This is a genomic window from Sulfurisphaera ohwakuensis (genome assembly GCF_009729055.1).
GTDB classification, from domain to species: Archaea; Thermoproteota; Thermoprotei_A; order Sulfolobales; family Sulfolobaceae; genus Sulfurisphaera; species Sulfurisphaera ohwakuensis.
Map to the genome: position 1 here is coordinate 184,816 of NZ_CP045484.1, position 15,435 is coordinate 200,250.

The window sequence follows — 15,435 nt, forward strand, 5'->3', positions numbered from 1 at the left end:
GGCTATGATTATCATTTACCATAATAGATAGAACACTTAGTAATGGTTTTTAGGTATCCATAAAATGTTATATCTTATAATAAATTTATTAGGATTATACTTAAAGGCTAATGTAAACCTAGTGGAAAATAATCTTACTTATAAAATATAAAGAGAGAATATAAGTTCGAAAATTCTTAAAAATTAGTATAAATATTAAAACTAATTTAAATTTAAATATTAATATCTATTAATTTAATGATATGTAATGAATATTCTAAATATATTATAATATACTTTTAAGTTAATGTTTCAGCAAAAAGTCAGGTTTTAATAATTGGATTCTGTTATTACTTAACACTCTTAATGCTAATCAAAAATCCTAAGGTAATTTTTTAAGTTAATTAAATATGTCATGATGTGGTGAAGGTTTTGGTTTTTGAGGAAGATTGGGAAGAAGAATTTGACGAGTTTGAGGAAGAGGAAGATTGGGAAGAAGAAGAGTTTGAAGAGGAAGAATGGTAATAAATTAAAGTTTTTTCTTACTTTTATTTAAGTTAGGTGTCATTATGAGAGTTGCAGTAATTAATTATGATTTTTGTAAGCCAGATAAGTGTAATTTAGAATGCATTGCTTTCTGTCCTATTAATAGATCAGGTAGTAAAGCTATTGAATTATCTGATTTAGTTAAAGGAAAACCGATAATATATGAGGAGACTTGTATCGGTTGTGGTATATGTATTAAGAAATGCCCTTTTGAGGCTATAGATATTGTAAATCTTCCAGATGAGTATGGTGAAGATGTAATACACAGATATAAAATAAATGGTTTCAAGCTTTTCGGAATTGTAACACCAAAAAGAGGATATATAATAGGAATATTAGGGAAAAATAGTACTGGTAAATCTACTATTCTAAGGATTTTAAGCGGCGAGCTTATTCCTAATTTTGGCGATCCTCAAGCTAAATTAACTACTGATGAGGTTTTAGATCATTTTAAAGGAAAAGAAATATATGACTATTTTTATCAATTATATAATAAAAAAATAAGAGTAGCACATAAGATACAATATGTAGAATATGCAGCTAAATATCTTAAAGGTACTGTAAATGAATTACTAAAAAGAGCTGATCAAAGGGGGAAAATAGATGAAGTTAGGGAACTCCTTAATATGAAAAGTTTTTGGGAAAAGGATGTAAGATATTTAAGTGGTGGTGAATTACAGAAATTATTAATAGCAGCTACATTATTGAAGGATGCTGATATATACCTATTTGATGAACCTTCGTCTTATCTTGATATTAGGGAGAGAATAAATATGGCTTATGGAATACGCGAATTAACTAAAAATAAATATGTTTTGGTAGTAGAGCACGATCTGATTGTCCTAGATTATTTAGCAGATTTAGTAAACATTATATATGGCAAAAGCTCTGTTTATGGAAGGGTTTCTAAAACATATAGTAATAGAGTAGGAATTAATAATTTCTTAAGAGGTTATTTACCAGCTGAAAATGTAAAAATAAGACAAGAGGAAATAAAGTTCAATTTGAAAGATCTTACAGATTTAGATTTTAACCCACAAGCTTTACAAAAAGTTATTTGGACAGATATTACAAAGAAATTAGAGAGCTTTTATTTAGAAGTAAAAGGTGGTTATGCGAGAGAAGGGGAAGTAATAGGTATAGTAGGTCCTAATGGGATTGGTAAAACAACTTTTATGCGTATTTTAGTGGGTGAAATAAAACCTGATTCTGGTGAGGTCTTAACAGAGGGGCTTACATTATCATACAAGCCACAAAAAATTGTTCCAGATTATGATGGAACAGTGCAGCAATACTTAGAAAATGTAAGAAAAGATATATTATCCTCTTCCTCCTGGTTCTACGAAGAAGTTATAAAAAGATTAAATTTGCATAGGATTTTAGAGTCATATGTAAAAGATTTAAGTGGTGGTGAATTACAGAAATTATATATTGCAGCAGCTCTTTCTAGAGAAGCAGATATATATGTTCTTGATGAACCTTCATCATATTTAGATGTAGAAGAACGATATATAGTAGCAAAAGCGATAAAAAGAGTTACTAGGGAGAGAAAAAGCGTTACTTTTATGGTAGATCACGATTTAGCTCTACATGATTATATAGCAGATAGAATAATGGTATTTTCTGGCACTCCAGGGTTTCATGGCATAGGTAAAACTCCACAAACTCTAAGTAGCGGTATGAATGAATTCCTAAAGGAATTAGGAATAACATTTAGAAGAGATATGGATACTGGAAGACCTCGAGTAAATAAGCCAGGTAGTTATCTAGATAGATTACAAAAAGAAACTGGGGAATATTACTCTTTAAAGGTTATAAAAGAAGAATCCGCATAAAGTTTTTATCTGTATAGAGTAATAAGAAAGTGATGAAAACTACTATAAGTGTAATAAAGGCGGATATAGGAAGTTTAGCTGGGCATCACATAGTTCATCCGGACACTATGGCAGCCGCTAATAAAGTATTAGCTTCTGCTAAAGAGCAAGGAATAATTTTGGATTACTACATAACTCATGTTGGTGATGATCTTCAACTTATAATGACTCATACTAGAGGAGAACTCGATACTAAAGTTCATGAAACTGCTTGGAACGCATTTAAAGAAGCTGCAAAGGTAGCTAAAGATTTAGGTTTATATGCTGCGGGTCAAGATTTACTATCAGATTCATTTTCAGGAAATGTAAGAGGTTTAGGTCCAGGAGTAGCAGAAATGGAAATTGAAGAAAGAGCATCTGAACCTATCGCTATTTTTATGGCAGATAAGACTGAACCTGGTGCTTATAATTTGCCCTTATATAAGATGTTTGCTGATCCGTTTAATACACCCGGTTTAGTTATTGATCCTACCATGCATGGTGGTTTTAAGTTTGAGGTGTTGGACGTTTATCAAGGAGAGGCAGTAATGCTTTCAGCACCTCAAGAAATCTATGATTTATTAGCTCTTATAGGTACACCAGCTAGATATGTTATAAGGAGGGTATACAGAAACGAGGATAACTTATTAGCTGCTGTAGTTTCCATAGAAAGGCTGAATTTAATAGCTGGAAAATATGTAGGTAAAGACGATCCTGTTATGATAGTAAGGTTACAACATGGTTTGCCAGCTTTAGGTGAAGCATTAGAAGCTTTTGCTTTCCCACATTTAGTTCCTGGATGGATGAGAGGTAGTCATTATGGTCCTTTAATGCCTGTATCTCAAAGAGATGCTAAGGCTACGCGTTTTGATGGTCCACCAAGATTATTAGGACTCGGTTTTAATGTGAAAAATGGAAGACTTGTTGGTCCCACAGATTTATTTGATGATCCAGCATTTGATGAAACAAGACGTCTTGCTAATATTGTTGCTGACTACATGAGACGCCATGGTCCATTTATGCCACATAGATTAGAACCAACGGAAATGGAATATACTACATTGCCTTTAATTTTAGAAAAACTAAAAGATAGATTCAAAAAAGAGTCAGATGTTTACAAAGCTAAAGAAAGTATTTATGCTAAAGAAGAAAGTCAAGGTCATGATTAATTTTTTCTTTTCCTTTCTTTATCTTAATTTAAGGTGATTTATGTGGGCAATGTGTACACCAAAGATATAAAGAGAGTAGCAATGCAATTATATGAGAAATTTAAAGATCAAATTTCCACTGATTATCAAGCTAACAAAAAAATAGTAGATGCATATGTTGATGTTATGTCAAAAAAGGTTAGAAATAGGATTGCTGGTTACTTGACAAGATATGCAAAAATGCAAAGAACTCAAGTTAAAAATGAGGTAGAAGAAGAATATATAGAGGGTGAAGGGTAAATATATGGTAAATATTATTTTTAAAGGTCCATTAGTAAATTATTTTGGAACTGATAGAATTATTCTTAAAAATTCCTATAATAATATAATAGATTTAATAAAAGAAATAGATAAGAATGATATTATAAGTCATGATGGTAAAATAAGGGCTGGATATATAATTCTAATAAATGGAAGAGATTATAGGATATATAATAAGCAACTAGGTGAGAATGATACGGTAGAAATAATTCCAATTAATCATGGAGGATAAAAATGGAGATTAGTGAATTCTCTTCAAGTATAGATGATATTAAAAAATATATTGGATTAAATGAGAATTGTATAGTTCAGATCATAGATTTTATACCGAAAGATATTTTAGCTAGTCACGCTTGTGAAGTATTTTTTTATTATTTAGATAAAGGATACAAAAACAGAATAAAATCTCCTGAAATATTTTTCTTAACATTATTATACGGATCTCTTAATATAAATGAAATTCTAAATAAAATAAAAATTTCTCAAAAAAAGTATATTATAAAATGTTGTAGAAATGAGAAAAATAATTATAAGAAAATTGACAAAGAAACTAGAATTCAATTATCTAATATAGCTATTAATTCACTTGAGACTCTCATATAAGTTTAGAACCAATATTATATGAATCAGAAATATTTTGCTTTTGTTCCTTTTATTATTGGTGTATATCTATTACTAATCTCTTTACATCTAATTAAATATAATAATTTTATTATTTTCATAACTATTATTTTTATAACTCTATTAATACTAATATATAAATTAAATCTTAATAATAAAATAGAAAAAATAATGCTTAAATCAGTCATAACTAACTCCATTTATGAAATAGAAATAGAGAACCAAAAATATTACTTCATAGGGTTCAGAATAATAGGAAAAGAAAATAATGAGGGAAAGATAGATTATAACTCTGAGCTTCAGCTAGCTATTGATACAATTAGAAGAAATAAGGAGAGACATTTAAAAATAGCTATAGTTACTCTTTTAGATCCATCACCTGGAAGTGCAATTATATTTTATGCTAAAAAAGATAATGATTATGAAAGTTTTAGAAACGAAACTATGTTAACTAAAAATATGATTGAAAGTATTGCACCTCATATCACATTAGAACCCGTAGAACTAAAAACAGATACTGTATTTCCAATACCTAAACTCTTAGGAAGTGTCTCATATGGAGGATATGTAGGTCAAATGAAATATGATATAAAAGCTAATCGTGTAGTTATTGGAGAATACGACATAGAACTAGGTAATATAATAGATTCTACTGAACTACCCGTAGGGATAAGATCAAATGATGTTTTTAGACATATAGGAATTTTTGGATCTACGGGAAGTGGCAAGTCAAATACAGCTGCAATAATTGCTGACGAACTTTATAAAAAAGGATTTGATGTAATAATATTAGACTGGCATGGTGAATATAAGAATTTACTCCCTAAATTTAATTTGTATAATAATAAGAATTATCTAGTTCTGAATCCTATTAATATGGATGATTTAACAACTATGGATATAACAGAATTAATTGGTGATGTTCTAGAACTTACTGAACCACAAAAGTTTATACTTTACTTGGGTTTAGAAGCTTTAAATCAGATGAAGGAATTCAGTTTTAAATCGCTTTTACAAATAATATCTGCAAATATACCAGATAATACCTATATGCAAAGAGATATTAAATTTGCTTTGATTAGAAAGATAATAATGATATTTTCTGGGTTAGGCGAAAAACTCTTCTCATCGGAAAGCGGCTACACTTACTTAGATTTAGGCGAAAAATTAAGAGGAGGAAACATAATTGATTTAAGTTTTATTAGAAATATAAAGCTTAGAAAATTATATGGTTTAATGATATTAAAGTTTTTATTAGAATATGTAATAGAAACCAAGAATAGAGACAGAAAAATATTTATAATAATTGAGGAGGCTCAAAACTATTTTAGCCAAGTAAATACTGTAATAAATAGGGCATTACAAGAAATTAGAAAGTTCAATGTAGGGTTATGTATAATATCTCAGAGTCCTTCTAATGTTGATCAAGAAGTTATTAAGAATACAAGTATAAAGATAATTCACTCCATTAAATCCAATGTAGATAAAAAAGTTATTGCTGACTCAATATCACTAGAAAAAGAAGTGATACAAATACTAGATAAGCTTGATGTAGGAGAAGCTCTATTGGTTGCACCAAATTTAAGAAAAGAAACTCTAATAAAGGTAAAAAAAGTGGCTTAATCTTCTTCTTTCTTTTCCTCACTCTTAGATTCTCCGCCTTTGCTTTCTGACTTCTTTCCTGCAGCTATTAGATCATCAATTCTTAATATTAATGTTGCAGCTTCGGTTGCAGCTTTAATTGCATTCATCTTTACTACTGCGGGCTCTATGACTCCAAGTTTCCACATATCTTCTACTTGGCCAGTAAACACATTAATACCATACCATTTGTTTGCCTCGTTCTCATGGGCACTTCTTAGTTTTACCAACAGATCAATAGGATCATAACCACCGTTTTCAATTAATATCATTACAAGGTTTTCTAATGCTGACGCATAAGCTTCAATAGCTAGCTGTTCTTTTCCTCCAATTTGTGGAGCATATTTCCTTAATCTTTTTGCAATTTCTAATTCTACTGCTCCACCACCTGCTACTGCTCTACCATCCCTTATTACATCGGCTACAGTCCCTAGAGCATCTCTTAATGCTCTTTCTGTCTCATCAACTACTCTTTCTAAACCTCCTCTAATTAATATACTTACAGCTTTGGGATTCTTAGCTCCTTCAACAAATACCATTTTATCTTCTCCTACTTTTCTTTCTTCTACTAGTGCTGCATATCCTAGATCTTGTGGAGTTAATTCATCAATATTAGATACTACTCTACCACCAGTAGCTCTAGCTAATTTTTCTAAGTCACTCTTTTTAGCTCTTCTTACAGCCAAAATTCCTTTCTTCGCCAGATAGTGTTGTGCAACTTCATCAATTCCTTTCTGGCATATTACTACGTTAGCACCAGTGGCGGCAATCTTATCTACCTTTTCTTTCAGTAAGTTTTCTTCTTCCTCAAGGAATTTCTTCATTTGTGTAGGGTCGTTTATACGGATTTCTGCATCTAATTCTGGCTTTTCTACTTCTAAGGAAGCATCAAGCAATGCAATTTTTGCATTTTCTACTCTCTTAGGCATTCCAGGATGAACAACTTCTTTATCGACAACAATTCCATAAATTATTTGTGTATCATTAATACTACCGCCATGTTTCTTAACTATTTGTATATTATCTAGATCAACGTACCATCTATCTCCTCTTAATTCAGCAACTTGGGTTACTGCTTTTGCGACTATATCTGCTAGGTATTCTCTTGCACCTGCGACTGCTTTACTATTTAGTGATGTCATAGCAACTTTCTTTAATATATCCATATCATTGACAGATACCTTCTGAGCAATTTCTTCTATTGTTTTTAATGCTTGTTCTTCTGCTTTCTTAAATCCACTTACTATAATAGTTGGATGAATCTCCTTATATAATAGTTCTTCTGCCTTTTTAACTAATTCTCCTGCGAGAATTACCGCAGTCTTTGTACCATCTGCTGTCTCTTCATCTTGTCCTTTAGCTATTTGTACTAATAATTTAGCTGCTGGATGTTGTAAGTCCATTTTGTCAAGGATTGTGGCACCATCATTTGTAATAGTAATATCACCCAGACTATCAACTAACATTTTATCCATTCCTCTAGGTCCATAAGTACTTTTTAGAGCTTCTTCTACAGCTTTTACAGCGGCTATGTTTATTCTTAATGCTTCTTTGCCATAAGTTCTACTTGACCCTTCTTTTAATATAATAACTGGAATACCTTCAGGTGTAGTTGCAACTGTAGCTGTGGTTGACATTTTTTCCACCGCTGAAAGCACATAAGAAGTGCTTATATAAAAAATTTTCTGTTAGTGTTTTGCGTGAATTTATACTCTGCGATTTAACGTAATATCTTAATTTTTATATAATAAAAGTTATATTTAAAGAATAGAAAGAATAATGTTTTTTGTTAAATATTATAAAAACTATTATTAGTCCTTTTTCCTATTTTATTTTTCAAAATATACTGTATTTTAGTTTTTTCATTAATTTTTATTTTAGATAATATTTTTTTCATGTATTTATTACTAATATTCAAATATCCTGATAATCTATTAAATTCTTTTCTATCGTAAAAATATAGTGCAATTGCCAATTTATATTTAACGCTTTTTGAATGAAATACTGGAAGATTATCAATAGTATCATATAATAATAATAGTTTCTCGTTATTTTCCAAGAATTTCATTGCATTCAACGAGGTCTCTTTAATTAGTGAGCCGTTATATATAACTGTACTTTGTAATTTATTTCTTCTACCTTTAAGAGTTTTATTCTTGAATTCTTTAATTCTTTTAGTTTTCGAGAAAAAATCAAAATATAAAGTTTCTGGGAAATAAACACTCTCCTCATAACTAGTAGAGTCTTCGTAATATATTTTATCAATGACTGAACCACAACTTGTACAAACTAAATTACCATTTTTATAATCCCAAACTAAATTCTCACTTTCACAATATGGGCACTTCATAAGTGTATAAGATTCCTAAAGTATATATGATACTTATAAGGTATAACTTACTATAGAGACCCAGATGAATGAAGATATTGATATGTTAATAATAGCAAATGACCTTAAGCAAAGAGGAAGAAAATCGATAATTAGTGGAAAATTTATTTTCATTAACATGGCAAATGAGTACGAATACGTGGTATATCCGGTAAATGAAAATAAAACCCTTAGTGTAAAAGAGTTGGAAGAATTTGTGGATTTTTCTAATAGAATTAAGAAAAAAGGTGTGATTGCAATAGTGGATAAATATGGTGATGTAACATACTATTTATTATCCGAAATAAATTTAGGTAAAAAGTGAGTAAGAAATGATTTCTTATGAGCCAGTAAGAGGAATGAAAGACTATTATGGCGAAGAGCTTTATAAAATAAAAGTAGTCGAGAATGCTTTTTTGAAAATTGTAAAACTAGCTGGATATCAAGAAGTAGAAACACCTATTGTAGAAGATTTTCAACTATTCGCTTTAAAAGGAGGAGAAGAACTTAGAAATACAATGTATGTCTTTAAAGATAAGGCCGGTAGAGAAGTTGCATTAAGACCCGAGTTCACACCTAGTATAGTTAGATTTTATCTTAATTCATTACAACATTTACCTAAGCCTATACGCTTATACTATTTAGGAACTGTATATAGATACGATGAGCCTCAATTTGGTAGATATAGGGAGTTTAGGCAAGCTGGTATAGAATTATTAGGATCTTCTAATATTTATTCAGATTTAGAAATATTACAAATATTAATAGAGATATATAGAGAATTAAATCTTATAAATAAAATTAGATTGAAAATAAATAATATATCATTAATAAGAAAAATACTTAATAAATTAAACATAAGTGATAATCTTCAAGAACATTTTCTACATTTAATAGATAAAGGAAAAATTGATGAGGCATTATCACTTTTACCAAATTCAGAATATACAGAACTTATAACTAACATACTAAGTGTAAGTAATTTAGATATCTCAAATTATAATAAGATTAAAGAAGATCTTACAGAAAAATATAATTTAAAAGATTTAATTCAAGATCTAGATAGGATTATGTTACTCAAAAATATATTAGATAATCTAGGTGTAAATTCATATATAGACTTAGGTTTTGTTAGAGGTTTAGCTTATTATACCGGATTAATATTTGAAGTGTTACATCCTTCTGTTTCTTTTAGTATTGCTGGTGGAGGAAGATATGATAACCTTGTGGAACTGTATGGAGGTACTCAAACTCCAGCTATAGGTTTTGCTATAGGAGTTGAGAGGACAGCACTAGTACTTGAGGAGCCTAATATTGTAAAAGAGAAGCAAAACAAAATAGGTGTAATAATTTTATCAGACGAAGCTATATTATATGCTATTAGAATTGTGGATAAATTAAGATCAAATAATTATATTGCTACGATTAATCTAAAATCTATATCAATTTCTAAATTAATTCCTTCTTATGCTGAGGAAGGATACTCGTTCTTAATTTTCATAGGTAAAAAGGAATATGAAGATAAAACTATAACTTTGAAAAATCTCAGTACAAAAGAGCAAGTGACTATTAAGGAAGAAAACCTTTTGGACTATCTTAAGCAAATAATTTAAGTTATCAAATAATCATTTTCATGGGTTATTAAAACATGGAAGAACTTCCTGCAACAGCGTTAGGTATTAAACTTAATGACGGTATAATTCTTGCTGCTGAAAGGAGGCTTAGTTATGGCGGTTTCGTACTTAGTAGATCAGCTAAAAAAGTTTTTAAAATAGGAAGATTCGGCATAGCTGGAGCTGGTATAATGGGTGATATTCAAACATTAACACGTTTAATGAATGTTGAGATAAAGTATTACGAAATGTATAATAATAAGCCTATATCAGTAAAGGCAGCAGCTAAGTTATTATCAGTTATACTATACCAGTATAAGTGGACCCCCTTTATTTCGGAATTACTATTTGGTGGTGTCGACGATGAAGGTCCCAAATTGTTTGTTTTAGATCCTATAGGTTCATTAATTGAAGATAATTACGCTGCTGTTGGTTCTGGTGCCAGAGTAGCAATAGGAGTTTTAGAAAGTGAATATGATCCAAGTATGAATTTAGATAAAGGGAAAGAAATTGTTCTAAAAGCACTAAAAGCTGCAATAGAAAGAGATGTAACTTCAGGTGACGGAATAGACATATTAACTATAAAAAGAGATAATACATCAAGCGAGGATTTTATAAAGATTTTTTAACACAAAAATAGACATGGTCCATCATCTTAAATAGATTATTACCTATTAATCCTTTTTCGCTATAGATTTTTACTATCAATCCAAACAGAGATATTTGATCTAAAATTTTGTTGCCTTCCGGTTTCTCATAAAAAAGATATCCGTGCGCACAAAAATCATTAGAAGTATAAACTGGTTTTTCTCTAGATATGATCACCGATACATTTTCTTCTTGTTTAAAGATATTAATACTTTCCAATATATCAAACTCTACTTGATATATTCCACAATCCATTTTGATTATAATAAGTCCCTTTAAACTACCCTTATCTATTGAGGTTATTTTACATGTAGTCTCGACTTTACCTTCAACTTGAACTGACATACCCTTTATAATAGTTTAATCTTAAATAATATTAACTATTATTCATTTTGATGAGTAGTAGAAGAGTTGCAACGGAATTAAATTCCCTTCTAGATAAAGCAATTGTTGTAAGGCTTATTAATAATAAAATCTACTACGGTACTTTATCTTCATATGAGCTATCACCATTTATTTTAACACTAACAAATGCAAAAGATAATGATAATAACACTTATTATAAAGTTATTTTAAATGGAAATTCTATAACTGAAATTCTAGTCAAATCTTCGCCTATATTTGATCCGAAAGAATTTGCAGATTTAGTGACGAAAGAGCTTAATCTACGTGCAGGAGACGCAAAAGTCTATGAGGAGGCGGGGGTTGTAGTAATACTTGATAGGATAAAAGTTTCTGAAAATGGAGTAGAAGGAAGCGGGCCCTTGGCACAAAGAATTTACGATTTATATAACGATTATATAAATAAGAAAAAGAAAGGATCTTAAAATGGTAGGGGAATTTGAAATAAAAGATGAAGATTTAGCTGGTAGAATAGGAATCATAGAGACAAAAAGTGGAAAATTAGAAACGCCAGTATTCTTTCCAGTAATTAATCCTTTTAAGTCTGAAATCTCAATAAAAGATATAGAAAATTTAGGATTCAAGAATTTAATTACAAATGCATATTTAATAAAAAAGATAACTAATACTAAAATTCAAGATATTCATAACTTTTTACAATTTAATGGTATAATAATGACTGATTCTGGAGCATATCAGATTCTTCAATATGGAAACATAGAAGTTACAAATAGAGAGATAGTTGAGTATGAGAGGGATATAAATACAGATATAGCAGTCTATTTAGATCTTCCTACTGGTGATACAAATAGCAGAGATGAAGCTATCAACAGTGTAAAAATCACGTTAGAGAGGGCAAAAGAAATAGAGGATATAGTCAAAAATGATTCAGAAAGGATTTGGGTACACCCCATTCAAGGTGGAAGATTTCTAGACCTTGTTGAATATTCAGCGATAGAGGCTGATAAAAACGAGGCATTTAAAATGCTAGCATTAGGAAGTCCTACAGTAGTAATGGAAAAGTACGACTATTCCTTATTGATCGATATGGTATTTATAGCAAAAAGTAATGTAAGTAGAGGCAAACCTTTTCATCTTTTTGGTGGCGGTCTTCCTCATATAATGCCTCTTGTTATAGCACTAGGTGTAGATTCTTTTGATTCTGCCTCATATATACTTTATGCTAGGGATAATAGGTATATAACGAGAAGTAGAGTATATAGACTAGAAGAGTTAGAATATTTTCCATGTTCATGTCCAATCTGCTTAAAATACACACCCAAAGAGCTGCTAGAGTTACCAAAAGAAGAAAGAACAAAACTTTTGGCTCTTCATAATCTTTATGTAATTAAGGAAGAACTTAATGCTATAAAACAAGCTATTAGAGAAGGAAGATTATTTGAGTATATTCAAGAAAAAGCATACTCTCACCCAGCAGTGTATTCTGCTTTTAAAAAATTATTAAAATATAAAGATTACTTAGAAAAATATGATCCAAGAGTAAAAGGAAATATTAGAGGAATTTTCTTGTTCGATCTTAAGTCTTTAAATAGACCAGAAATTGTTAGACATTATAATTTCTTAGATAGGATTAATAAGAATAACGATAAAGCTATTATAATCTGCGAAAAAAGAGAAAATATATTAAAAAAAGTGAAAAATGATGAGAACGTAGATGTATATCTTTTCAATCCTTTTTATGGTTTAATACCGATAAATCTAGTAGAAGTTTATCCATATTTTCAAACTGAATATCCAGAGGAAATTGATGAAGATGTCTTACGTTATATTGAAAGTAAAATAATTGAATTTGTAAGATCTAAAGGATATACAAAAATTGATTTCATAGGTTGTGAAAAATATTTATCACATATAAACTCTATTAGAGCCTTCTTTAGTTAATTCTTTTTGAACTAACTCTAATTGCCTTTGCAATTCCTCTTCAATCTTTCTTGCATCTTCGTATAGTTCTGATACATCAACCTTTAATCCATATAATTTGTTAATTTCCTCTAATGCGATTGCTGCAGCTGCAGGGTCTATTCTTTCTCTGTCTGCATAAGGTAATAATACTGTAGCTGGAAGATCCTCAATTTCAGCATATATAGTAAATAAAGCTAAGGGTCCAATAATTAATAGTTGTTTTTCCATTAGTGGATAAGGGAGAGTAATTTTACTAGCAGAAGTTTTTAACCATCTTAAGTTGCTACTGTCATTTTTGTATCTTTTATCTAATCCTCCTATTAGTAATATATCTGAAACTTGTATATTTTTTAACCACTTCATTATTTTTGCTGAGAAGATGTTCATTTCTCTTTGTAGTGGTAATAGATGACTTAACAACACTAAGATATTATTATTGTTATCATAAAATAATTCAAAAGGTGTTGCTAGTCCGTACTCATCAATAAATGTAACATCTCTTAAATATTTAGTTAAAACGAAGCCTACTCTTTTCATTCCTAACTTTAAAACTAAATATCTAGTAGCTATATAACCTACTTCACCTAATGTTCTAAAACCGGTAATAAACTTAGCACCTTTTAGTTCATCTTCACTAATTCCCTTTAGAATTATCTTGATAGACATTTTTTATTCCTCTCTTTACAATTACAGCTAATCCCCTTTTATATTGTTTTACTTCCTCACCAGAGACTTTTGCTCTTCCTACAGCTAACAAGTTATCTTGTTCATCAACAACTAAGACTTCATCACCAGCTCTAATACTGGGATCAGAGTTTATGACAAACTTACAAAAAGCATTTCTTCCTTCTCTAATAAAACCAGCCACTTCATTCTTAATAATAAACCTAAATGAAGGAGGGGAAGTACAATTTTTTATAATTTGTCCACTTATTTCTGTAATAGAGAAAAGATTATCTTGTGCCCTTAATACTAGGAATAATTTTTTATCTTCTGTAAGAATATTTCTTATTCTGTTAGTAGTTAGTGATCTCTGTATAAAAAATGTAGAATCTTCTGGAAATAAGCAAGAAGCTACTTTTAAAGAGAACTGATACATTGCAATATAACGCAAATAATTTATTTCATCTTTTTGTGCTTTTAAAGGTTTAGTTAAGTTAAACATACTTTTCTGTTCTGTCACTATTTTTAGCTTTATTATTTTTAGCTTTAATTTTTTCTATAGCTGTAATTAAATCAGTCATATTAACATACTTTCTTCCATTTCTAATTGCGATATACCCTGCTTCAGTACACACATTTTTAATCTCAGCACCGCTAAATCCTTCAGTCATACTAGCTAGGATATCATATCTAATATCGCCATCTGTTTTCATTTTTTGCAAATAGATTCTAAATATTTCCTTTCTTCCCTCAAAATTCGGTAAAGGTACCTCAATTAATCTATCAAATCTTCCTGGTCTCAATAATGCTGGATCAAGAATGTCGAGTCTGTTTGTTGCGGCAATAATTTTAACATTATCTAATGGTTTAAATCCATCTATCTCAGCTAATAATTGCATTAAAGTCCTTTGTATTTCTCTTTCTCCGCTAGTTCCCATATCCACTCTTTTAGCACCAATTGCATCTATTTCATCTATAAATACTATCGATGGAGCCTTTCTTCTTGCTAATTCAAATACTTCTCTTACAATTCTAGCACCTTCTCCTACAAATTTTTGCGCAAATTCAGAGGCGACGACTTGAATAAATGTTGCATTACTTTCTGTTGCTACGGCTTTTGCTAGTAAAGTTTTACCAGTACCTGGAGGACCATAGAGTAATACTCCTTTAGGCGGATCTATACCTATTTCTTTAAATAATTCTGGGTTTTTTAAAGGTAATTCTATAACTTCTCTTATTTCGTTTATTTGCTCATTTAATCCTCCTATATCAGAATAATGAACATTAGGTTTTTCTATAACTTCAAACGACTTTACATACACATCTTCTCTTTCTGGTAATACTTCAACTATAGTAGACCCTCTTTGAGTTAATGCTACTAGAGAGCCAGGTTTAAGCTTTTTAACATCAACATTAGAGGATACATTAACTATTAGGTTAGGTCCAGAAGAGCTCCTTACTATTACTTTCCCGTCTGGTAATATGTCTAATACAATTGCTTCAATATATGGAGGAGCTAATAGTTTTTCAAGTTCACCTTTATACCAATTTAAATCTTGACGTAGTTTTTCAAGTTCTTTAGTTAGAGATTCTATTTTCTCTTCAAGTAATCTTACTATTGGATCATCACTATTATAATGCTTGGCTCTGTAACTGTCTAATTCGTCAGACAATTTACCCCAATAATATCTTTGTATAATTAAACCTAA

General features: G+C 30.0%; 17 protein-coding genes. 11 read left to right on the forward strand and 6 right to left on the reverse strand.

Annotation, left to right across the window (positions count from 1 at the left end):
• The first annotated feature begins 548 nt into the window (after positions 1 to 548).
• The 6 genes from D1869_RS01155 to D1869_RS01180 all read left to right on the forward strand — a co-directional run bounded on the left by D1869_RS01155 (position 549) and on the right by D1869_RS01180 (position 6,091).
• Positions 549 to 2,360, forward strand: a complete 1,812-nt coding sequence (locus tag D1869_RS01155; protein ID WP_156013576.1) for a ribosome biogenesis/translation initiation ATPase RLI — start codon at positions 549 to 551, stop codon at positions 2,358 to 2,360.
• 32 nt (positions 2,361 to 2,392) lie between these two features.
• Positions 2,393 to 3,547, forward strand: coding sequence for a fructose-1,6-bisphosphate aldolase/phosphatase (fbp, locus tag D1869_RS01160; protein ID WP_052846263.1), 1,155 nt, complete (start codon positions 2,393 to 2,395; stop codon positions 3,545 to 3,547).
• A gap of 42 nt (positions 3,548 to 3,589) precedes the next feature.
• Complete coding sequence (locus D1869_RS01165) at positions 3,590 to 3,826, forward strand: 30S ribosomal protein S17e (RefSeq protein ID WP_052846873.1); 237 nt, start codon at positions 3,590 to 3,592, stop codon at positions 3,824 to 3,826.
• A 4-nt stretch (positions 3,827 to 3,830) separates the two neighbouring features.
• Positions 3,831 to 4,079 (forward strand): Urm1-like protein, encoded by a 249-nt coding sequence (gene urm1, locus D1869_RS01170; protein WP_156013577.1) that lies wholly within the window; start codon positions 3,831 to 3,833, stop codon positions 4,077 to 4,079.
• Positions 4,080 to 4,081: 2 nt separating this feature from the next.
• On the forward strand, positions 4,082 to 4,450 hold the full coding sequence (locus D1869_RS01175) for a hypothetical protein (protein WP_010978278.1): 369 nt from the start codon (positions 4,082 to 4,084) through the stop codon (positions 4,448 to 4,450).
• A gap of 189 nt (positions 4,451 to 4,639) precedes the next feature.
• Positions 4,640 to 6,091 carry a DNA-translocating ATPase CedD gene (locus D1869_RS01180; RefSeq protein ID WP_231113672.1) on the forward strand — a complete coding sequence of 484 codons (1,452 nt, stop codon included), beginning with the start codon at positions 4,640 to 4,642 and terminating at the stop codon, positions 6,089 to 6,091.
• On the opposite strand, the gene thsB is transcribed toward D1869_RS01180, so the two are convergent.
• Positions 6,088 to 7,746, reverse strand: a complete 1,659-nt coding sequence (gene thsB / locus D1869_RS01185) for a thermosome subunit beta (RefSeq protein WP_052846874.1) — start codon at positions 7,744 to 7,746, stop codon at positions 6,088 to 6,090. The genes D1869_RS01180 and thsB overlap by 4 nt on opposite strands.
• Positions 7,747 to 7,898: 152 nt before the next feature.
• The gene (locus D1869_RS01190) at positions 7,899 to 8,459 is read right to left on the reverse strand and encodes a TFIIB-type zinc ribbon-containing protein (RefSeq protein ID WP_156013579.1); all 561 of its coding nucleotides are present in this window, start codon (positions 8,457 to 8,459) and stop codon (positions 7,899 to 7,901) included.
• Positions 8,460 to 8,523: 64 nt separating this feature from the next.
• Between D1869_RS01190 and D1869_RS01195 the strand changes: the two genes are divergently transcribed.
• From D1869_RS01195 to psmB, 3 genes are read left to right on the forward strand one after another with little or no spacing between them, the layout of a single operon-like run.
• Positions 8,524 to 8,802: a hypothetical protein gene (locus D1869_RS01195; protein WP_010978282.1), complete on the forward strand. Its 279-nt coding sequence runs from the start codon at positions 8,524 to 8,526 to the stop codon at positions 8,800 to 8,802.
• Between the two features lie 7 nt (positions 8,803 to 8,809).
• Entirely contained in the window at positions 8,810 to 10,090 is a 1,281-nt protein-coding gene (hisS, locus tag D1869_RS01200) for a histidine--tRNA ligase (RefSeq protein WP_156013580.1), read from the forward strand.
• 35 nt (positions 10,091 to 10,125) lie between these two features.
• Positions 10,126 to 10,719: an archaeal proteasome endopeptidase complex subunit beta gene (psmB, locus tag D1869_RS01205; RefSeq protein ID WP_010978284.1), complete on the forward strand. Its 594-nt coding sequence runs from the start codon at positions 10,126 to 10,128 to the stop codon at positions 10,717 to 10,719.
• On the opposite strand, the gene D1869_RS01210 is transcribed toward psmB, so the two are convergent.
• A complete protein-coding gene (locus tag D1869_RS01210) occupies positions 10,703 to 11,083 on the reverse strand; it encodes a DNA-directed RNA polymerase subunit G (RefSeq protein ID WP_156013581.1) in 381 nt (126 codons plus the stop codon). The two genes, psmB and D1869_RS01210, sit on opposite strands and share 17 nt — an antisense overlap.
• Positions 11,084 to 11,130: 47 nt before the next feature.
• On the opposite strand from D1869_RS01210, the gene D1869_RS01215 reads away from it, so the two are divergent.
• A complete protein-coding gene (locus D1869_RS01215; protein ID WP_052846267.1) occupies positions 11,131 to 11,565 on the forward strand; it encodes an Lsm family RNA-binding protein in 435 nt (144 codons plus the stop codon).
• Between the two features lies 1 nt (position 11,566).
• Entirely contained in the window at positions 11,567 to 13,042 is a 1,476-nt protein-coding gene (gene tgtA / locus D1869_RS01220; RefSeq protein WP_156013582.1) for a tRNA guanosine(15) transglycosylase TgtA, read from the forward strand.
• Here the strand turns inward: tgtA and D1869_RS01225 are convergent.
• Genes D1869_RS01225 through D1869_RS01235 form a run of 3 tightly spaced genes read right to left on the reverse strand, consistent with a single transcriptional unit; the run spans position 13,007 to position 15,399 of the window.
• The gene (locus D1869_RS01225; protein ID WP_010978288.1) at positions 13,007 to 13,729 is read right to left on the reverse strand and encodes a proteasome assembly chaperone family protein; all 723 of its coding nucleotides are present in this window, start codon (positions 13,727 to 13,729) and stop codon (positions 13,007 to 13,009) included. The genes tgtA and D1869_RS01225 overlap by 36 nt on opposite strands.
• Complete coding sequence (locus D1869_RS01230) at positions 13,698 to 14,246, reverse strand: PUA domain-containing protein (RefSeq protein WP_375781467.1); 549 nt, start codon at positions 14,244 to 14,246, stop codon at positions 13,698 to 13,700. The genes D1869_RS01225 and D1869_RS01230 overlap by 32 nt, the downstream gene beginning before the upstream one ends.
• Positions 14,221 to 15,399: a proteasome-activating nucleotidase gene (locus tag D1869_RS01235; protein ID WP_156013583.1), complete on the reverse strand. Its 1,179-nt coding sequence runs from the start codon at positions 15,397 to 15,399 to the stop codon at positions 14,221 to 14,223. The genes D1869_RS01230 and D1869_RS01235 overlap by 26 nt, the downstream gene beginning before the upstream one ends.
• Positions 15,400 to 15,435 lie beyond the last annotated feature (36 nt).